The following is a 19359-nucleotide window of genomic DNA, read 5'->3' on the forward strand; positions in this document are numbered from 1 at the left end:
CACGACCAACGCCGGGGAAACAACCGGCGAGGCCCTTGAAAGCAGAAAACCACACCAGAGGATTTCGTCATCATGAGAATATTGCCCCGCCTTTCCACCCTGCTATTGGCGAGCGTCATGCTCGCAAGCCCCGCCCTGTCGGCTGAACTACGCATCGGCCTGCAGGACGATGCCGACGTGCTCGACCCGGCCCAGTCCCGCACCTTCGTCGGCCGCATCGTCTACACTGCCATGTGCGACAAGCTGGTCGACGTTTCGCCTGACCTGAAGATCGTGCCGCAGCTTGCCACCGAATGGGCCTGGTCCGCCGACGGCAAGGAACTGACCATGAAGCTGCGCGAGGGCGTCAAGTTCCATGACGATACACCCTTCAATGCGGCGGCTGTAGTCGCCACCATAGAGCGCAACAAGACGCTGCCGGAATCGCGCCGAAAGAGTGAGCTGACCTCGGTTGAAAAGGTGGAAGCGACCAGCGACTACGAGGTTAAATTCACGCTCAAGGCGCCGGATGTCACCCTGCTCGCCCAGTTGTCCGACCGTGCCGGCATGATCGTCTCGCCAAAGGCTGCCGCTGAACTCGGCGCCAATTTCGGCTCCGCGCCGGTCTGCGCCGGGCCGTTCAAATTCGTCGAACGCATCCAGCAAGATCGTATCGTGCTGGAAAAATTCGCCGATTACTGGGACAAGGACAAGGTGTTCATCGACAAGGTGACCTACCTGCCGATCCCAGACACGACTGTGCGGCTGGCCAACCTGCGCTCCGGCGAACTCGACATGATCGAGCGACTGGCAGCGACCGATGCGACGTCCGTCAAGGCAGACGAGAGCCTGACCTATTCCGACGTCGTCAATATCGGCTACATGGCGCTCTATGTGAACATCGCCAATGGCGCCCGCGCCGACAATCCGTTCGGCAAGGACAAGCGCCTGCGCCAGGCATTCTCGCTCGCCATCGACCGCGAGGCGCTGAACCAGGTCGTCTATGAAGGTACGGCCGTGGGCGGCAATCAGCCATTCCCGCCGAACAGCCCGTGGTTCAATGAGGACCTGCCCGTTCCGGCTCGCGATCTTGAAAAGGCGAAAGCCCTGATCAAGGAAGCCGGCTTCGAGCGGGTGCCGATCGAAATGCAGATCCCCAACAATCCGGTTGCCGCGCAGATGATGCAGATCGTCCAGGCGATGGTGGCCGAGGCCGGCTTCGACGTCAGCCTGAAGACCACCGAGTTTGCCACGCTGCTCAGCGAACAGACCGCCGGCAACTATCAGCTGAGCCGCTCCGATTGGTCCGGCCGCGTCGATCCCGACGGCAACCTGCACCAGTTCGTCACCTGCGAGGGCGGCATCAACGACACCAAATACTGCAATCCCGAAGTCGATACGCTGCTCAACGAAGCACGCGCTTCGACCGACGATACCGTGCGCAAGCAGAAATACGATGCCGCCGGCAAGATCCTCAATGAGGACCTGCCTGTGATCTATCTCGGACACCAGTCGTGGATCTGGGCAACGAAGAAAGAGGTCACCGGCTTCGTGCCCTCGCCCGACGGCATGATCCGCCTGCTAGGCGTCAAGAAGGGCTGATCACGCCCACCTATCCTACGGAGCGCCTGTCGTTCCGTAGGAATTCCCGCAATCAGGACCGTAAACCCATGCATATCTACATCGGAAAACGGCTGCTGGTCGCCATCCCGACGCTGCTGATCGTGTCAATCTTCGTGTTCTCGCTGCAGAAACTGTTACCCGGCGACCCGATCCTTGCCATGGCCGGCGAAGAGCGCGATCCGCAGGTCATCGAATTCCTGCGGGAGAAATATCGTCTGAACGATCCCGTCGTCTACCAATACGGCTACTGGATCGCCAATGTCCTGCAGGGCGATTTCGGCATGTCGCTGCGCACCAACCAGCCGGTGCTGGAACTGATCGGCGAGAAACTGCCCGTCACCATCCAGCTGGCGGTGATGTCGATGATCTTCGCCTTTGTCATCGGCGTGCCGATGGGCATCCTGGCGGCCGTCAAGAAGAACACCGCCGTCGACTATATCGCCAACATCGTCGCGCTGTCGGGTCTTTCCATTCCGAATTTCTGGCTCGGCATCATGCTGATCCTGCTGGTCTCGGTCAAACTCGGCTGGCTTCCCGCCTCAGGCTATGAATCGATCTTCGTCGATCCAGTGCGGTCGATCGAGACCATGATAATGCCCGCCTTCGTGCTGGGCACAGCACTCGCCGCCACCTTGATGCGGCATACCCGGTCGGCCATGCTGGGCGTGATGAAGGCCGACTACATTCGCACGGCGCGCGCCAAGGGCCTTTCGGAACGGGTCGTCATCCTCAGCCACACATTTCGCAATGCGCTGCTGCCGATCGTCACGCTCAGCGCTTTGCTGTTTGGCGAACTGCTGGCCGGCGCGGTCCTCACCGAGCAGATCTTCACCATTCCGGGCTTCGGCAAGCTGATCGTCGATGCCGTGTTCAACCGCGACTATGCCGTCGTGCAGGGCGTCGTCCTGTGCACCGCCATCGGCTTCATCCTGATGAACCTCGTCGCCGACGTGCTCTATGTGCTCCTCAATCCACGCATGAGGGCCAGCCTATGACAGCGCTTCAACAGACAGTGGGCGTGGTGGCGACACCACCCAGAAGCGGCAATCGTGCCTGGCGCAAGCTTAAGGCCAATCGCAGCGCTCTGGTCGGCCTGTGCATCATCCTGTTTTTCGGCCTTTTGGCGATTGCAGCACCGCTTTTGCCGATCGCCGATCCGCTTGCCACCAGCTGGACTGCGATCCGCAAGGCACCATCGGCGGCACACTGGATGGGCACCGACGACATCGGCCGCGATATCCTGTCGCGGATGATCTGGGGCGCTCAGGCGTCCCTGATGGCCGGCATTTTTTCCGTTGCGATCTCCATCGTCATCGGCGTTCCGTTTGGCCTGATCGCCGGCTATTTCGGCGGCTGGGTTGATCAGGTGATTTCGCGCATCACCGAGGCCTTCCTTGCCCTGCCCTTCCTGATCATGGCGATTGCGCTCGCGGCCTTTCTCGGACCCAGCCTCACCAATGCGATGATCGCCATCGGCTTGTCGGCCATGCCGGTCTTCGTTCGACTGACCCGCGGCCAGGTGCTGGCGGTCAAGACCGAAGATTATGTCGAAGGTGCCCGCTCGATCGGCCTTGGCCACCTCGACATCATGCTGCGCTACATCCTGCCGAACATCACCGCGCCGATCATCGTCCAGGCGACGCTGACGGTAGCCACCGCGATCATCGCCGAGGCAAGCCTTTCGTTCCTCGGCCTTGGCCAGCAGCCTCCCGCTCCCAGCTGGGGCTCGATGCTCAATGTCGCGAAGAACTTTCTCGATCAGGCACCCTGGATGGCCATGTGGCCGGGTGCGGCGATCTTCCTGGTCGTGATCGGTTTCAATCTTCTCGGTGATGGTCTGCGCGATGCGCTCGACCCCCGGGAATCCTAAGAATAGATTTGAAGGAATAGTCGATGACTGAGTTTACCACCCGCCCGGAGATCCTCGGCACCTTCGGCGTCGTGACTTCCACCCACTGGATCGCCTCTGCCGTCGGCATGAGCATCCTGGAAAAGGACGGCAATGCTTTCGACGCGGCGGTCGCAACCGGCTTCGTGCTGCAGATCCTCGAGCCTCACTTGGTGGGTCCGGGCGGCGACATGCCGGCACTGATCTATTCGGCCAGGACCGGCAAGGTCGAGGTGATCTGTGCGCAGGGCTCGGCCCCGGCCGGAGCGACGATCGAACACTATAAAGCCGAAGGCCTTGACCTTATCCCCGGTGACGGTTTGCTGGCCACCGTTATTCCCGGGGCCTTCGACGGATGGATGCTGATGTTGCGCGACTACGGCACGATGACCGTGCGCGACGTGCTGGAGCCGGCCATCCACTACGCCGAACACGGCCATCCGATGCTGCCGCGCGTCTCGGCCACCATCAAGGGGCTGGCAGACTTCTTCCAGAAGGAATGGCCGACATCCTACGAAACCTGGCTGCCCGGCGGAGTGGCGCCGGAGCCGCATGCGCTGTTCCGCAACCCGGTTCTCGCTGCCACTTACACCCGCATCGTCAAGGAGGCGGAAAGCGCGACCGGCCGGGAGAACCAGATCGATGCGGCGCGCAACGCCTTCTACCGGGGCTTCGTCGCCGAGGCGATCGAGGACTATCTGAAGACCGCAGAAGTGATGGATGCCAGCGGCAGTCGCCACAAGGGCGTCTTGACCGCCAACGACATGGCCGGCTGGTCGGCAACCGTCGAAACACCGCAGACCTTTGACTACCATGGCTGGACAGTCGCCAAGACAGGCCCATGGGGACAGGGGCCTGTACTGCTGCAATCGCTGGCACTGCTGAAGGGGATCGATATCGCAGCGATGGACCCGCTTGGGGCAGACTTCGTGCATACCGTCGTCGAGACGATGAAGCTCGCCTATGCTGACCGCGAGGTCTACTACGGCGACCCGGCCTTTGCCGACGTGCCGATGGAACACCTGTTGTCGGATGCCTATAACAGCGAGCGCCGCAAACTCATCGGCAGCACCGCATCGATGGGCCTGCGTCCCGGCCGATTGCCGGGTTTCGAGACTCAGCATGACCTGACAATGGCTATGCTTGCGTCCATGTCCGGCACAGGCGCCGTCTATGAGCCGACCATGTCGCATCTGACGGAAAAGCGCGGTGATACCGTGCATATCGATGTCATCGACCGTGAGGGTAACGTGGTCTCCGTCACTCCGTCGGGCGGCTGGCTGCAATCCTCGCCGATCGTACCCGGCCTCGGCTTCTGCCTCAATTCCCGCGCCCAGATGTTCTGGCTAAAGCCGGGCCTGCCGACCTCGCTTCAGCCGGGCAAGCGCCCGCGCACCACTTTGACGCCGTCAATCGCGCTCTACGAAGGACGCCCGACGCTCGCCTTCGGCACACCCGGCGGCGACCAGCAGGACCAGTGGCAGCTGTCCTTCTTCCTGCGCTATGTGCACCACAGGCAGAACCTGCAGGCGGCGATCGACATGCCACTGTTCCACACGGCCCATTTCCCCGGCTCCTTCTATCCACGCACCAGCCAGCCGGGCAATGTGATGATCGAAAGTACGATCGGCTCGGAAACAATCAATGCGCTGAAAGCCATGGGCCACGACATCACCGAGGCCGACCCCTGGAGCGTTGGACGCCTGACGGCCGCACGCCGCGATGCCGATGGATTGCTGCGGGCCGCAGCCACACCAAGGCTTATGCAAGCCTACGCGATCGGGCGGTAGTCCATGACCTGGTCCATCGTCGCCCGCGATCCCGAAACAGGCCATCTCGGCATCGCCGTTGCCAGCCGCTTCTTTGCGGTAGGTGCCGCCGTACCCCATATGCGCGGCCGTATCGGCGCCATCGCCACTCAGGCTTTCGTGAGCCCGCTTTACGGGACCGACGGCCTTGCCCTCCTGTCCGAGGGCCGGTCTCCGGATCAGATTATCGCGGTCCTGACCGGTCGCGACAATGGCTGCCAGCAGCGGCAGATGCATCTGATCGACGGGCAAGGTCGCAATGCCGCCTTCACCGGTGATAAATGCATCGACTGGGCCGGCCATCTCGTCGACGACAATGTCTCGGTGGCCGGCAACATGCTGGCCGGGCCGCAGGTGATTGCAGAATCCCTCCGGGCATACAAGGCGACCTCCGACCGGCCGCTGGCCGAGCGGCTTCTGGCCGCCATGGATGCCGGCGAAGCAGCAGGCGGCGACAAGCGTGGGCGGCAGTCGGCGGCGCTGAGGATCTTTCACGACCAGGATTATGCCAGGCTCGATATTCGCTCTGACGACCATCTCGATCCGCTGGGTGAGTTACGCCGGCTCTATATCGTGGCACAGGAACGTTTCCTGCATGTCGCGGAAACCATGCCGACCCGCGACAATCCGCATGGCCTGACCGACCGGCGGATGATCGATGAGAAGATCGCAGCCCTCGAAGCAGCGCGGATCGCCAAAGGCATCCCCTCACCATCCTTTGCCACCCCACTGAAGCCGGCATGAGCCGAAACCGCACCCACAGGATCGGAGCAGCATCGCCATGACCCCCGTGTTCAAAGCCTCCACCCATACTGAAACGGCCGCGGTCCTCTCCGTCGAGGGGTTGACGACCTCATTTCTGGTCGACGGTGTGTGGCGCCCGGTGGTTCGCAACATTTCCTTCTACGTGAAGCCGGGCGAGACGGTGGCCATCGTCGGCGAATCCGGTTCCGGCAAGAGCGTCACCTCCCTGTCGATCATGCGGCTTGTGGCCCGCGACCAGTCCCGGGTGGAAGGCCGGGTGCTGCTGAACGGGCGTGATATCCTGGCCCTGTCGGAAAAGGACATGCAGAAGGTGCGCGGCAACGAGGCCGCGATGATCTTCCAGGAGCCGATGACCAGTCTCAATCCGATCTTCACGATCGGACGGCAGATTTCCGAAGTGCTGACACGCCACAAGGGCCTGTCAAAGGCCGAGGCGCGCGCCGAGACCATCCGCATGCTGGAAAAGGTGCGCATACCCAATGCCGGTGATCGGTTCGACGAATATCCGCATCAGTTTTCCGGCGGCATGCGGCAGCGCGTGATGATAGCCATGGCGCTTGCCTCCAGGCCGAAACTGCTGATCGCCGACGAGCCGACAACCGCACTCGACGTGACAATCCAGGGGCAGATCCTCGACCTGATCAAGGTCTTGCAGGAGGAAGAGGGCATGTCGGTCCTGTTCATCACCCATGACATGGGCGTGGTCGCGGAGATTGCCGACCGCACCATCGTCATGCTGCGCGGCGACGTGGTCGAGCAGGGAGCGACCGCCGATGTCTTCCATCGCGGCCGGCATCCCTATACCCGCGCCCTTCTGGCCGCCGTGCCGAAACTCGGCTCGATGCATGGTCATGCCTGGCCACTGCGCTTCCCGATTGTGGATATCGGCTCGGGTAAGGCGAGTGTACCGGCGGAGGTCGCCGATACGGTCGATACCCGCAAGACGCCTGTGCTGTCGGTCAAGAACCTCGTCACGCGCTTCCCGATCCGCAGCGGCCTCTTTGGCCGCCAAACCGGGGCCGTGCATGCGGTTGAGGATGTCTCGTTCGACCTTTTTCAGGGCGAGACCCTGTCGATCGTCGGCGAGAGCGGTTGCGGCAAATCGACCACCGGGCGTTCGATCATCCGACTGATAGAACCGGATAGCGGCGAGGTGCATCTCGACGGCTACAATGTGCTGACACTGGATCAGCCGAGCCTGCGCGCCATGCGGCGCAGCGTGCAGATGATCTTCCAGGATCCATTCTCCAGCCTCAACCCGCGCATGACAGTGGGCGCCGCCATCGCAGAGCCTTACCTGAAGCATCGCCTCGGAACCCGTGAAGAGGCACAGGCCAAGGTCGCTGATCTCTTGCGCAAGGTCGGCCTCGATCCCCGGATGATTGACCGCTATCCGCATGAATTTTCCGGTGGCCAGCGCCAGCGCATCGCGATTGCCCGCGCCCTGTCGCTCAATCCGAAGGTCATCGTTGCCGATGAAAGCGTCTCAGCACTCGACGTTTCGATCAAGGCACAGGTCTGCAACCTGTTGATGGATCTGCAGGAGGAGCTCAACCTCGCCTTCCTGTTCATCAGCCATGACATGGCAGTGGTCGAGCGGATCAGCCACCGCGTCGCCGTGATGTATCTCGGTGAAATCGTCGAAATCGGCCCCCGCGCCGCCATATTCGACAATCCACAACATGCCTATACGAAGAAGCTGATGGCCGCCGTGCCGGTACCGGACCCCGAGCGGCGTGGTTTCAGGCGCAATGCAGCAATCGATGAATTGAAAAGCCCCGTGCGGCCGGCAGGGTATGCACCGCCCCGCCGCCAGTACCGCGAAATCACGGCGGGCCATTTCGTTCAGCTATGATCTTGGCTGGGAACCACCAGGCCACTTCAAAGCAGCCGCAATCTGATCGCACCAGGAAAGAGGGCTGGGACTTTCGGCATTGATCGCCTCGAGCGGCAATAGAACGGCTGTCGCAATGCGGAGGGAAAAGAGTCGATTGCCCCAGTCAGGACACTAGACTGCCAGATCAGATTTGGCCTGATCCGGCCTGAACGCCCATATCGCTTGCGTGCATGAAACGGATTAGGGCATGATCGGGCTCCAGGCCTTGATCACGATCTGCACAAGCGCGAGATCCCCTATGGGCGCAAGCCACAGACCTCTTCGGATTCTTGCGGCCGTCATTCAGGTGAGTGCCGCCACTCTGTCACCCGGCTCCCTCGCTGCCGCCGAGGCGGAGGACAGACCGGCCTGCCTTTACCAACGCGCAGACGCCCGACTTTGCATTCGTCAGGAGGCGTTCAACTCCGATCTGTGCCGCATGATTGGACACTTTGCAAAAACCCATGGCGTGCCAGCCGCCTTCTTTGCCCGCCTCATCTGGCGCGAAAGCCTGTTTCGACCGGAAGCGGTCAGCCCGAAAGGTGCCGAGGGCATTGCGCAGTTCATGCCGGAGACCGCCAAGAGGCGCGGCCTCGACAACAGCTTCGACGTCATCGACGCCCTGGACACATCGGCAGCCTACCTCAAGGCGCTTCAAACCCGCTTCGGGAATTTCGGATTTGCCGCAGCCGCCTACAATGCCGGTGAAAGCGGGCTGGCGCGTTTCTTGTCCAAAGGTCGGCTTCCAATCGAAACGCGCGACTATGTCTTTGCGATCACCGGCAACATCATCGAGACATGGCGTGACGCCCCGCCCGTCATCGCGGCTCCGGCACTGGACGAGGCGCTGCCGTTCCAGATGGCCTGTTTAGAACTGGCGCAGACGCGCCGAATGAACGAGCCGGTGCTTGCCGGATCAGCCGACTGGGCACCCTGGGGTGTTCAGCTTGCCGCACATTACCGGCCTTCCGTCGTGGACCATCTGTTCAGGCGCGCGGTCAGCAGCCTGCCTGAACCACTCAATGCGGAGCGTGCCCTGATCGTCCGGCAGCGTGGCGGGAATTTCGGCTATCGGAAGCGCTACGCCGCACGGATCGGACGTGAGACACGGCAAGAGGCGACAACACTTTGCGCTGCCATACGCGCGGCAGCCGTGCCCTGCACGGTCTTTCGAAATCGATGAGAATGGTTGTCAGGAGCCCGGCGCAGAGCGAAGGTATCGCACCGGAGCCATCCGTCGCTGCGTCCGCGCTCTGCCCGTTGTGCAGGATGCGTGCGATCGTCTCGCTGGCCCAGAGGGACAATTTTCGGTGCGAAACCGAGCTGCCGACGTTATCGAATACCCCGTGAAAAACTTACGTTCACGTGCCATGTAGCTGTCGACGTTTCCACCTGATTGCATTAGAAACGCATTAGACCGTTGATAAGCACGCGCCAGAACGATAAGTTCTGCCCGCGAGTCAGACGGCTGCACATTTAAAGAGGAACTATCATGGCGACCGGTACGGTTAAATTTTTCGCTGAAGACAAGGGCTTCGGCTTCATCACGCCTGACAACGGCGGTCCAGACGTTTTCGTTCACGTTTCTGCCTTGCAGCAGGGCGGCTCGCTGCGTGACGGTGACAAGGTCAGCTTCGAAGTTGGCCAGGATCGCAAGACGGGCAAGTCGAAGGCCGAAAGCGTCAGCGTTCTCTGATCGCTTCAGGATTAAGGGTTCAGCCTGCCCCGATGGGCGGGCTGAATCTGCCCCAAATTCTACCGCATTTGGAATTACGGGCGCCAAGTGCGACGGACAAGGCCACATCGGATGGTGGTGCCCACGAGCCGTGACCGATCGGTTTTGCCTTTTCAGCGTCTGTGAGCCACCTGACTGGCACGATGCTCTCCCCAACGATCTGAGCCAGCGACTTTGCTCCTGATATGACGTAATCAGTCAAATCATGGACTGGCGATTAGACGTTGATCGCGGGGCTTTGAGCCCAACTCAGCCAGACAACCCTGATCCAGCCCGCCGATTTTCATTCTCCATCCGAGGCACCAATCGCTGACGGCATCGACCTCGATGCGCCTTCCGGGCAGCGCCTTTGTGAAGCGAAGCATAACGTTCACTCTTTGACACTTCTCCATCGTGGCAGCTTCCCCAAATGCAGATTGACGGGAACAGGAGGGAATGAGCAAATATGATGTCAAGAACGCTCCAACCTCAGGCGGGAAGGCTTTGTCATGGGCGCGTCGTGGATGGCCTTATGCTCGAAAACGAAAATCCGGTATCAGGTCGCGATCCTGACGCTGGCCTTATGGCTCCCGGCAGTTTCGGGCCTTGCGCAAACTTCTGACCCCAGTCCCTCACAACCGGAAAGCGTTCAGCAGTTCATCGGGCTTATCGCAAATCCGGACGTGCAGAAATGGCTTCTCGAGCAGGCAGACCCAACGCAGGCCGCCGAACGACCCGTGGCGCCTCACGTCGAGCCAGATATTTCCTTCGCCGATTTCACCACGCGCCTGCGATCGCATATGGCAGGCCTTTTCGACGCCAGCCGGTCGTTCCCATCGCAAGCGATGCAGGCAGCCGATTTTCTCAACCAGGAAATCCGCGAGAGCCGCGGCATTCGGCCGACGTTTCTGGTTGCGGCCTTTCTTGCCGTGGGCCTGCTCACCCAATGGCTTTTCCGTCGGTTGACGACCGGGTGGCGCGCATGGATGGCGCAGGCGCCATTCTCCACCGTTCACGAGAAGACGCTTGCCGTTGGCACGCGGCTGCTCTGGGCCGCATGCTACCTGGCATCCTTCGCCCTTGGCAGCATCGGCTTTTTCCTGCTGTTCGAATGGCCACCGCTGATCCGGGAAATCGTTGTCGGCTACCTCCTCGCCATCGTTGTCTTCCGACTGGCCAGTGCCCTTGTCACTGTCCTCCTGGCACCGCCGGGGTCGACAGATCCCACGTTGCACATTCACCGGGTCATTCCGGTCAGTGATGCGGCAGCCGGCCACTGGGCAAAACGCGTGGTCTATCTGATCGGCTGGTATGCCTTCGGCTGGGTGACCATCAGGCTGCTCGGAACGATGGGTTTTTCCATTCCCGCCCGGCAACTCGTGGCCTATTCGCTGGGCCTGGTTCTGCTTGCGATAGGCATCGAAGCGGTCTGGCGCCGCCCCCAGCCATCCGCCTTGACGGAGCAGAAGCCACGCATCAGCTGGCGGGCAAAAAACACGCTTTGGACGCTTTACTTCATCGCGATCTGGATGCTGTGGGTCGCTGGGGCCATGAAGCTGTTCTGGCTTGCCGTGGTTGTTGCCGTCCTGCCCGGCTCGGTGATCCTTGCCAAGGCATCGGTCAACAACATGCTGGGTGCACGAGACGCCTATGGCGAGGACGGCTCGACGACGACAATCCTGTCCGTGATCGTCGAGCGGGGCATTCGGGCGGGATTGATCATAGGGTCGATTGTCTTTCTTGCCGATGTGCTCGAGATCGAACTCACCGAAATGACGATGCAGGATTCGCCGACACTGCGCCTGATGCGCGGCATACTCAGCGCCGGGATCATCGTTCTCGCTGTCGACCTGATCTGGAACGTGACCAAGGTGCTGATCGATCGCAAGCTCGGGCAGACCCAGGTGATGTTCGAGATCGGAAGCGAGCAGGAACGACGGCGCGCGCGCATCCGCACGCTGCTGCCAATTCTGAAAAACGTCCTGATGATCCTGCTGGTCGCGATTGCCGTGATGATGGGACTGTCATCACTCGGCGTCGAAATCGGACCTCTGATCGCCGGCGCCGGCGTTGTCGGCGTGGCAATCGGCTTTGGCGCGCAGACCGTGGTCAAGGACGTGATCAGCGGCATGTTCTATCTGCTGGACGATGCGTTTCGCGTCGGCGAATACATCCAGAGCGGGAGCTACAAGGGTACCGTCGAGTCCTTCAGCCTGCGCTCGATCAAGTTGCGCCACCATCGCGGCCCTATCTTCATTGTGCCCTTCAGCGAACTGGGAGCCGTGCAAAACATGAGCCGCGACTGGTCCGTGGTAAAGTTCATGCTCACAGTCTCCTATGACGCAGACATCGCCAAGGTCAAATCCATCACGAAGACCGTCGGCAAAACCCTGAAGGACGACGAGGAGTTTCAGCCGTTCATCATCGAAAACCTCAAGATGAAGGGCGTGGAAGAGTTTACCGACTACGGGATCAAGCTGAGCTTCGGCATGACGCTCAAACCAACGCAGTTACAGTCGGCGATCCGCCGGCGGGCCTATGCCATGTTGCGCGAGGCGTTCAAGCAGAATGGCATCGAGTTTGCCCAACCGACCGTTCAGATCGGCGGGGACGACAAGAACCCCGCCGCGGCCGCGGCCCAGATTCAGGTCCAGGCACAACAAAGGGAGGCAACAACTGGCGCCATGGCAAAATAGGGCATGTCATCGCGCTTGATCCGCATGAGCCATGCAGGCAATACCGTCTGGAACATTAGCGGCCTGTTTCGCTTGTGCTACTGACCGCGTGTCTTTATCGACCTGCCGGTCTACAATGTCTTGAAACTCAATTCTCGCTCAGGGCCCGAAGCGTGAGCAAACGCTTCCAATTCGATGGACCATCGCCATGAAAAACCTCGCGCCAATCATGCTTGTTGCCTTCGCGCTTTCCGCCTGCGCGGCAACGGCAGTCGAACCCATCCCCGGCAGCATCACCTATGGCGGGCAACCGCAGAGCAGATTGTCCAAGGCCCCTGTCGGCAGCACTTTCACACATCGCCTGATCGACCAGAATGGGCGGCGGGCGGAGGAGACATACATCATACTTCCCGATCGATCGGTGAAACTGATCAGCAGACGCTCGATCGAATTTGATCTGGTGCGCCAACGTTGAGGGTCAGGCAGACCCGCTCGCTCCAGACCGGAAGGCATGGATTTTAGTTTGGACCGATACGCAGCTTCCAAGCTATGGCGTCTGCAATTCAGCCGAAAGCCGGTCTGCGGGACCGTGTTGCGAGGGCAACCTCCAAGGTATGTCCGGCTCGCAGCACCGAGTCATCTTCGAAATGCCGGCCGATGATCTGGATTGAGGTCGGAAGGCCGGCGGCTGTAAAACCATTGCACAGCGCAAGCGCGGGGCCACCGGTCAGATTGAAAGGGCGCGTCAGCGAAAGTTCCAGGCTTCCGATCTCTGTGTGCTCGTAGCCGAGGATCTGTGCCGGTTTCTTTGTTGTTGGCAAGACCAGGACATCGACATCCCGCATGCGTTCGCCAAGATCTGCGACCAGAGCAGCCCGCCGCTTCTGCGCCTGGATGTAGTCTGCGGCGAGAAATGTCTTGCCGTCGGCAAATCGCGATCGGGTGACGGCGGTGAAGTGGGCGGGAAAGGCATCAAGCTCGGTGCGGTGTTCTTCGTACTCCTCCGGCCAGGAAATCGTATTCACCAGCGAGCAATACAGGTCGAATTCGTTCAGCCGCACCGTCGAAACATGCGCACCCAAGCGTTCGAAGGCAGACAACGAACGCTCCATAGCATCGAGGACCTCATCGTCCATATGCGGATCGTCTTCGTAGAAGTGGCGCACGACACCAACCCGAAGACCGCGGACGCCGTCCTGCAAGATGGATGTATCCGGACGTTTGAACCCGCTGACTTTGGTATCCTGAAGGTCGGATGACACCATTGCAGACAGCATCAGGGCGCAATCTTCGACCGTCCAAGCAATCGGGCCGACGCAATCCAGTGATGGCGACAGCGGAAGCACGCCGCGACGGCTCACCAGCCCGTTCGTCGGCTTCATGCCCGCCACACCGCACCAGGCAGCCGGATCGCGGATCGAGCTGGCAGTCTCCGTCCCGACCGAACCGGCGCAAAAGCCTGCTGCCGTCGCCGCTGCCGATCCGCTGGACGACGAAGACGGATCGAGTGCAAGGTTCCATGGATTGCGCGTCGCGGGCCATGGCAGGTCAAACTGTGTGCCGCCCATGGCATATTCCGCCGTTGCCTGTTTGCCGAGAATTATCGCCCCCGCCCCTTTCAGGGCTTCGACCACGCCGGCATCCCGGTCGGCGACAGCGTCGCGTCTATGCGCCGCCTGCGCCGTTGTCGGCAATCCCGCAACGTCGATCAGATCCTTTATGCCGATCGGAATCCCGTGAAGCGGTCCGAGCCAGTCCCCATTTTTCATATCCCGCTCGGCACGTGCGGCATCCTGCAACGCCGCTTCTGCCCGCACGCAGTTGAAGCTGTGAATGTGAACATCACACGTCGCGATCCGGTCGATATAGGCCTGCGTCAATTCGACCGGAGAGATCTCCCTTGACCGTAGGCGCCGAGACAACTCTGCAAGCGCAAGCTGGGTCAATTCAGCCATGTCTTATCCCTTCGGCACGCCCCGGGTTGGCCTGGGCTGACTGGCTTTTTTCAAGGCGCTCCAAAAAACGCTCGATATCGGCCCACAATTCATCTTCATCCTCAAGTCCGATGCTGAGCCGCAGGATTAGATCCGGTCCGCGCCATGCTGTCGCGCTCCGAAAGCGCTCAACCGGCATCGGGGCAACCAGGCTGCGGGTTCCCCCCCAGGATGCACCAATGGCAAACAACCGGAATGCATCGAGTGCAGCCGCGACATGAGGCGCCGCGTCATCGGTGAAGGTCATGCTGAAAACGCCGCTGGAACCGAGAAAGTCCCTTTTCCAGACGGCATGTCCGGCAAAACTTTCCAAGGCCGGATGCAAAACCGCGTCCACCAGGGGATGCTCCGCCATCCTGCGGGCAAATTTCAACGCGACCCGTTCGGAATGGCGCAAGCGTACACCGAGCGTCTCGAACCCACGCAGGACAAGGGACGCATCATCCGGCGAAACGCCAATGCCCATGCGCCCCATCAGAGACCGGATCGGTTGAAGCAGCGCCTCGTCCGCGATCGTGATTGATCCCATCAATATGTCTGAGTGACCCGAGACGAATTTCGTCAGCGCCTCAGTGACGATATCGGCACCATGAAGAAGCGGCTTGAAGTTGAGCGGCGTCGCCCAGGTATTGTCGACACCAACCAGCGCGCCGCGTGCATGGGCGATCGCGGCGATCCGGGGCAGATCAAGAACTTCCATCGTTGTCGATCCGGGGCTCTCGCACCAGACGATCTTCGTCCTGTCACGGATTTTCCGACTGAGGTCCTCCGGGGAAAGCGGATCAAAAAAGTCCACATCGACACCAAGCCTGCGCAGATCGCTTTCGGCCAGATCGCGCATCGGCGGATAGGCCGTATCGATAATCAGGACGTGATCTCCCGCGGCGACAAACGGAAGGATCGCGAGGGCGTTTGCCGCCTGGCCGGACGGCGTCAGGAAAGACCAAGCGCCACCTTCGAGACTGGTGAGCTTTGCCTCAAGGGTCCGTGTCGTCGGCGTGCCGTAGAGACCATAGGAATAGCCCTGGTGACCGCGCTCGCCGCGAGCAGCATAGGCCGCCGCATCCTTGAAAACGATGGTCGAGCCACGATGAACCCCGACCCCCAGGGGATCAAAACCTTCGGACGATACCGCCGGGGTGAGCACGCATTGGGTCAGATCTTTCATGGGGCAAGCGCCTTTCGGAAAATGCTCCGGATGCCTTGGAACGACAATTCCTTTTTTGGCGGCCGGCTGCTATTTCTATTCTTACTGGTTATGGAAGCGGGTTGAATTGCGCGATGAACTTGCGACAGGTTGAAGTGTTCAGGGTGGTGATGACGAATGGCACCACGGCGCGTGCCGCCGAAGTCCTGCATATTTCGCAGCCCGCGGTCAGCAAGATGATCCAGGAACTCGAGCGTTCCCTCGATTTCGATCTCTTCCATCGCATCAAGGGACGATTGCTGCCGACGGCTGAAGGACAGCTTTTCTTTCGAGAGGTCGAACAGGCATTCCTTGGCCTGACACATCTGCGCGGCGCGGCGGCGCGAATTCGCGACTATGGCTCGGGAGAACTGCGGATCGCGTGCCTGTCGGCCTTGTCGACCAACGTGCTTCCCCGCGTGTTGCGCAGCTTCATGGATCGCAACCCGAACATTGCGATTACGTTTCAGGCCCGCATGTCCTCGAATGTCCGCGATCTCGTCGCCTCCGGCCAGTTCGATCTCGGCATCGTCGCCGACGAAATCGACAGGACGGGCGTGGAGGTCCAGCCCTTCACCCAGTTTCGCGTGGCCGTCGCCATTCCGGAAGGCCATCCTCTCGAGGCACGGGATGTGGTTCATGCCGCCGATCTGGCCGGACAACCCTTTATTGCCCTTGCGCCGGAAGATACTACTCGACGCGAAGCCGAGCGGGCGTTCGAGATCGCCGGGATCACCGTTCGCACCGTGATCGAAACACCTTACTCGACGACCATCTGTTCGATGGTGGCAGCTGGCATCGGTGTCGGGCTCGTGAACCCGCTGACGGCCGAACCCTATATCGGTCGGGGACTGACGTTGCGCCCCTTCGAGCCCGCCCTGCATTTTCGTACACTCCTGATCACGCCGCCCAACCGGCTTCCTTCCCTCGCCCTCGAGGCCTTCATCGATGAATTGAAGCGCGCCATCGCCTGACCGCTGTCTGCGGACACCGGTCATTCGCGTAAAGCCATCTTGGCGACGGTCGTGAGCCAGGACATGGCAGGGCCAAGTACCTCGTCATTGAATTCATAGCGTTCGTTGTGAAGCTTTCCGTCTTCCGCAACGGGTCCATTTCCGATGAGGACATAGGCCCCTGCCTTGCCCTCCACCAGGAATGCGAAGTCGTCGCCGCCCATCGCCGGCCTGATGTCGCGCGTCACCGACAATCCGGCTGCATCTGCTGCCGCAACCGATAACGCGGCCTCCGCCGGCGTATCGGCCATCACCCGTCCCGTGGAATTGATCTCGTACTCAGCCTTTACGCCCCATGCAGCGGCGGTGCCTTCGATAACCTCCGACATCCGCTGGATCACGGCTTTGCGAACTTCGACATCAAAAGTCCGGAGCGTGCCGATGATGGTCGCGGTCTCGGGAATCTGGTTGCTGACAGTTCCGCCCTGGATCATCGAGACCGTCAACGCAACGGTCTCAAGCGGATCGACATTGCGTGAAACAATGTTGTTCAGCGCGACAATCAGGTGTGCCGCCGCATTGATCGGATCGCGTGTCAGGTGCGGCGCTGCCGCGTGGCCCGCCAGTCCCTTGAGTTCGATACGCCAGTCGCCACCTGCGGCCATGGAAGGCCGAGTGTGAACCGCAACCTGGCCCAAAGGGAGGCCGGGCCAGTTGTGCCAGGCAAACAATTTCTCCATCGGGTAACGTTCGAACAACCCGTCGGCGATCATCGCCTTTGCCCCCTTGCCATTCTCTTCCGCCGGCTGGAACACGAGATTGATCGTTCCCGTCCAGCTATCGTCCTTGACCAGCACCGCAGCGGCACCGAGAAGCGCTGCGGTATGACCGTCATGGCCGCAGGCATGCATGACGCCGGAATTGCGAGAAGCATGCGGGAAAATATTGGCTTCCTTGATCGGCAATGCGTCCATGTCGGCGCGCAGGCCGATCGACCTGTTCGACCCCGGCCGATGGAGTGTCGCGACAATGCCATGATGGCCGATGCCCGTTTCATGCGGAATGCCCAGGGACGTGAGTTGTTCGGAGACAAAAGCTGCGGTCTTTGCCTCTTCTCCGGAAAGTTCCGGATGTGCATGGAGGTGGCGTCGCCATCCCGTGACTTGTTCAACAAGTTTCGGCTCTATCATGGTGTACTTTCTCAAAGGACCTTGGAGAGGAATGCGACCGTGCGCGGGTTTTTCGGATTGGCGAGCATCTCACGGGGATGGCCCTCTTCCATGATCATGCCTTGATCCATGAAGACCAGATGGCTGCCGACTTCTCGGGCGAAGCCGATCTCATGGGTGACCACGACCATGGTGATACCGCTTCGGGCAAGGTCCTTGATCACGTCGAGAACCTCCCCCACAAGCTCTGGATCCAGCGCGCTGGTCGGCTCGTCAAACAGCATGACCTCAGGCTCCATCGCCAGGGCCCTCGCGATGGCCACGCGCTGCTGCTGGCCTCCGGACAACTGGCCGGGATAGCGATTGCCGAAACCTGACAACCCGACGCGCGCCAAAAGCTCAAGCGCCTTGACCTGGGCATCGTTCCTGGACCAGCCCTTCACATGCACCGGCCCTTCCATCACGTTTTGCAGTGCCGTCATATGCGGAAAGAGGTTGAAACGCTGGAAGACCATGCCGGTCATCCGCCGCTGCCTTGCGACATGGCCCGGTGCGAGCGGATGGAAACGCTCGTTCTGCTCGGTGAAGCCCTGCAGCTCTCCCTTGACGAATACCCTTCCGGCAGAGATCGCCTCCAGCTGGTTGATGCAGCGCAACAGCGTCGACTTACCGGATCCGGAAGGCCCGATTGCAACGCAGACCTCACCGCGCCGGACCAACAGGTTCACGCCTTTGAGCGCGTGGACCGACCCGTAGAATTTATGGATGTTCTGCATTTCGACGCAGACGTCCGATTTGACGATTGTATCCATGGCTTCACTCCGCCCTGGCTGGATTGGGCGAGACGCCCTTACCAAAGTGACGTTCGAGAAAATGCTGGCCAACCATCAGCAGGCTCGTGATGGCGAGATACCAGGCACCCGACACCATCAGCAGTGGGATCGGCAGGTAGAGCCTGTTGGCGATCGCATTCGTGGCGAACATTAGGTCGAGCGTGAAGGGCACGGCGAGCACCAGGGATGTCATCTTCAGCATGCCGATGGTTTCATTGCCTGTGGGTGGAATTATCACGCGCATGGCCTGGGGCATCAGGATGCGCCACCAGATCTTGGCCGGCCGCATTCCCAAGGCTTGGGCTGCCTCCGCCTGACCGTGATCTATGGAGTTGAACCCCGCCCGGAAGATTTCGGTCAGATAGGCGGACTCGTTGAACCCCAGCCCGAGAATGGCGGCGACCGCCGGTGTCACGAGATAGCGTGTTTCAATTCCGGCAATTTCCGGCCCGAATGGAATGGACAGCGAAAGATGCGGAAACAGGACAGCGAACAGGCCCCAGAACAACAATTGTGTGTAGATCGGCGTTCCGCGGAAGAACCAGATCCAGCTATAGGCGAGGCCCTTCAGAACCGGATTGTCGCTGTCGCGCATGATCACCAGCACCCCCGCGACAAAGATAGCGACCGCCATGGCGACAACCGTCAACAGCAGTGTCCAGCCGACGCCTCGAACGACCTGCGGCCAGAACAGATATTTCAGGAAAACGTCCCAATGAAAGTTCGGATTGACGGCGACAGCGTGCGCCGCCTGGAGGGCGATGACTGCGATCACGGCCACCGCCAGCCAACGGCCCGGGTGCCGGCGCGGAACAATGATGTTCCGCGCGACATCCGGCTTAGACGCTGCAGACGTGGTAGCGACGGTCCGCATGGTATCTGCGTCCAAAGCCACG

17 protein-coding genes are annotated in these 19359 nt (G+C 60.8%); 11 read left to right on the forward strand and 6 right to left on the reverse strand.

Annotation, left to right across the window (positions count from 1 at the left end; genetic code table 11):
* The first annotated feature begins 117 nt into the window (after nucleotides 1–117).
* The 8 genes from IM739_RS19235 (at nucleotide 118) to IM739_RS19270 (ending at nucleotide 9635) form a co-directional block, all read left to right on the forward strand.
* Entirely contained in the window at nucleotides 118–1581 is a 1464-nt protein-coding gene (locus IM739_RS19235; protein WP_442981173.1) for an ABC transporter substrate-binding protein, read from the forward strand.
* Nucleotides 1582–1649: 68 nt separating this feature from the next.
* On the forward strand, nucleotides 1650–2597 hold the full coding sequence (locus tag IM739_RS19240; protein ID WP_237371422.1) for an ABC transporter permease: 948 nt from the start codon (nucleotides 1650–1652) through the stop codon (nucleotides 2595–2597).
* Nucleotides 2594–3472, forward strand: coding sequence for an ABC transporter permease (locus IM739_RS19245; protein ID WP_237371423.1), 879 nt, complete (start codon nucleotides 2594–2596; stop codon nucleotides 3470–3472). Before IM739_RS19240 ends, IM739_RS19245 begins: the two co-directional genes overlap by 4 nt.
* A gap of 23 nt (nucleotides 3473–3495) precedes the next feature.
* Nucleotides 3496–5280: a gamma-glutamyltransferase family protein gene (locus IM739_RS19250; protein ID WP_237371424.1), complete on the forward strand. Its 1785-nt coding sequence runs from the start codon at nucleotides 3496–3498 to the stop codon at nucleotides 5278–5280.
* A gap of 3 nt (nucleotides 5281–5283) precedes the next feature.
* The gene (locus IM739_RS19255; protein ID WP_237371425.1) at nucleotides 5284–6042 is read left to right on the forward strand and encodes a DUF1028 domain-containing protein; all 759 of its coding nucleotides are present in this window, start codon (nucleotides 5284–5286) and stop codon (nucleotides 6040–6042) included.
* Between the two features lie 37 nt (nucleotides 6043–6079).
* A complete protein-coding gene (locus IM739_RS19260; protein WP_237371426.1) occupies nucleotides 6080–7918 on the forward strand; it encodes an ABC transporter ATP-binding protein in 1839 nt (612 codons plus the stop codon).
* Nucleotides 7919–8198: 280 nt separating this feature from the next.
* The gene (locus IM739_RS19265; protein ID WP_237371724.1) at nucleotides 8199–9122 is read left to right on the forward strand and encodes a transglycosylase SLT domain-containing protein; all 924 of its coding nucleotides are present in this window, start codon (nucleotides 8199–8201) and stop codon (nucleotides 9120–9122) included.
* Nucleotides 9123–9431: 309 nt separating this feature from the next.
* Entirely contained in the window at nucleotides 9432–9635 is a 204-nt protein-coding gene (locus tag IM739_RS19270; RefSeq protein WP_007606708.1) for a cold-shock protein, read from the forward strand.
* A gap of 650 nt (nucleotides 9636–10285) precedes the next feature.
* Here IM739_RS19270 and IM739_RS19275 read toward each other — a convergent pair.
* Nucleotides 10286–10600 (reverse strand): hypothetical protein, encoded by a 315-nt coding sequence (locus IM739_RS19275; RefSeq protein WP_237371427.1) that lies wholly within the window; start codon nucleotides 10598–10600, stop codon nucleotides 10286–10288.
* 39 nt (nucleotides 10601–10639) lie between these two features.
* Here IM739_RS19275 and IM739_RS19280 point away from each other — a divergent pair, with 39 nt between their 5' ends.
* Together IM739_RS19280 and IM739_RS19285 are read left to right on the forward strand one after the other, a co-directional pair.
* A complete protein-coding gene (locus IM739_RS19280; protein WP_237371428.1) occupies nucleotides 10640–12349 on the forward strand; it encodes a mechanosensitive ion channel family protein in 1710 nt (569 codons plus the stop codon).
* Between the two features lie 187 nt (nucleotides 12350–12536).
* Nucleotides 12537–12803 (forward strand): hypothetical protein, encoded by a 267-nt coding sequence (locus IM739_RS19285; RefSeq protein WP_237371429.1) that lies wholly within the window; start codon nucleotides 12537–12539, stop codon nucleotides 12801–12803.
* Between the two features lie 88 nt (nucleotides 12804–12891).
* Here the strand turns inward: IM739_RS19285 and IM739_RS19290 are convergent, their stop codons facing one another.
* Both IM739_RS19290 and IM739_RS19295 read right to left on the reverse strand, forming a co-directional pair.
* A complete protein-coding gene (locus IM739_RS19290) occupies nucleotides 12892–14283 on the reverse strand; it encodes an amidase (RefSeq protein ID WP_237371430.1) in 1392 nt (463 codons plus the stop codon).
* Nucleotides 14276–15490: a trans-sulfuration enzyme family protein gene (locus tag IM739_RS19295; protein WP_237371431.1), complete on the reverse strand. Its 1215-nt coding sequence runs from the start codon at nucleotides 15488–15490 to the stop codon at nucleotides 14276–14278. The genes IM739_RS19290 and IM739_RS19295 overlap by 8 nt, the downstream gene beginning before the upstream one ends.
* Nucleotides 15491–15603: 113 nt before the next feature.
* Between IM739_RS19295 and IM739_RS19300 the strand changes: the two genes are divergently transcribed.
* Nucleotides 15604–16482: a LysR substrate-binding domain-containing protein gene (locus IM739_RS19300; RefSeq protein WP_237371432.1), complete on the forward strand. Its 879-nt coding sequence runs from the start codon at nucleotides 15604–15606 to the stop codon at nucleotides 16480–16482.
* Nucleotides 16483–16502: 20 nt separating this feature from the next.
* Here the strand turns inward: IM739_RS19300 and IM739_RS19305 are convergent, their stop codons facing one another.
* The 3 genes from IM739_RS19305 to IM739_RS19315 are packed head-to-tail and all read right to left on the reverse strand — an operon-like array spanning nucleotide 16503 to nucleotide 19358.
* Complete coding sequence (locus tag IM739_RS19305; RefSeq protein ID WP_336886417.1) at nucleotides 16503–17651, reverse strand: amidohydrolase; 1149 nt, start codon at nucleotides 17649–17651, stop codon at nucleotides 16503–16505.
* Nucleotides 17652–17662: 11 nt separating this feature from the next.
* A complete protein-coding gene (locus IM739_RS19310; protein WP_237371433.1) occupies nucleotides 17663–18442 on the reverse strand; it encodes an amino acid ABC transporter ATP-binding protein in 780 nt (259 codons plus the stop codon).
* A gap of 4 nt (nucleotides 18443–18446) precedes the next feature.
* Entirely contained in the window at nucleotides 18447–19358 is a 912-nt protein-coding gene (locus IM739_RS19315; protein ID WP_237371434.1) for an amino acid ABC transporter permease, read from the reverse strand.
* Between the last annotated feature and the right edge of the window lies 1 nt (nucleotide 19359).

It is taken from the genome of Rhizobium sp. SL42, from assembly GCF_021729845.1.
Taxonomy (GTDB): domain Bacteria; phylum Pseudomonadota; class Alphaproteobacteria; order Rhizobiales; family Rhizobiaceae; genus Allorhizobium.

Coding starts and splice junctions, on each gene's coding strand:
- IM739_RS19235 (WP_442981173.1), top strand. CDS start 118: ATGCTCGCAAGCCCCGCCCTGTCGGCTGAACTACGCATCGGCCTGCAG.
- IM739_RS19240 (WP_237371422.1), top strand. CDS start 1,650: ATGCATATCTACATCGGAAAACGGCTGCTGGTCGCCATCCCGACGCTG.
- IM739_RS19245 (WP_237371423.1), top strand. CDS start 2,594: ATGACAGCGCTTCAACAGACAGTGGGCGTGGTGGCGACACCACCCAGA.
- IM739_RS19250 (WP_237371424.1), top strand. CDS start 3,496: ATGACTGAGTTTACCACCCGCCCGGAGATCCTCGGCACCTTCGGCGTC.
- IM739_RS19255 (WP_237371425.1), top strand. CDS start 5,284: ATGACCTGGTCCATCGTCGCCCGCGATCCCGAAACAGGCCATCTCGGC.
- IM739_RS19260 (WP_237371426.1), top strand. CDS start 6,080: ATGACCCCCGTGTTCAAAGCCTCCACCCATACTGAAACGGCCGCGGTC.
- IM739_RS19265 (WP_237371724.1), top strand. CDS start 8,199: ATGGGCGCAAGCCACAGACCTCTTCGGATTCTTGCGGCCGTCATTCAG.
- IM739_RS19270 (WP_007606708.1), top strand. CDS start 9,432: ATGGCGACCGGTACGGTTAAATTTTTCGCTGAAGACAAGGGCTTCGGC.
- IM739_RS19280 (WP_237371428.1), top strand. CDS start 10,640: ATGGCGCAGGCGCCATTCTCCACCGTTCACGAGAAGACGCTTGCCGTT.
- IM739_RS19285 (WP_237371429.1), top strand. CDS start 12,537: ATGAAAAACCTCGCGCCAATCATGCTTGTTGCCTTCGCGCTTTCCGCC.
- IM739_RS19290 (WP_237371430.1), bottom strand. CDS start 14,283: ATGGCTGAATTGACCCAGCTTGCGCTTGCAGAGTTGTCTCGGCGCCTA.
- IM739_RS19295 (WP_237371431.1), bottom strand. CDS start 15,490: ATGAAAGATCTGACCCAATGCGTGCTCACCCCGGCGGTATCGTCCGAA.
- IM739_RS19300 (WP_237371432.1), top strand. CDS start 15,604: ATGAACTTGCGACAGGTTGAAGTGTTCAGGGTGGTGATGACGAATGGC.
- IM739_RS19305 (WP_336886417.1), bottom strand. CDS start 17,651: ATGATAGAGCCGAAACTTGTTGAACAAGTCACGGGATGGCGACGCCAC.
- IM739_RS19310 (WP_237371433.1), bottom strand. CDS start 18,442: ATGGATACAATCGTCAAATCGGACGTCTGCGTCGAAATGCAGAACATC.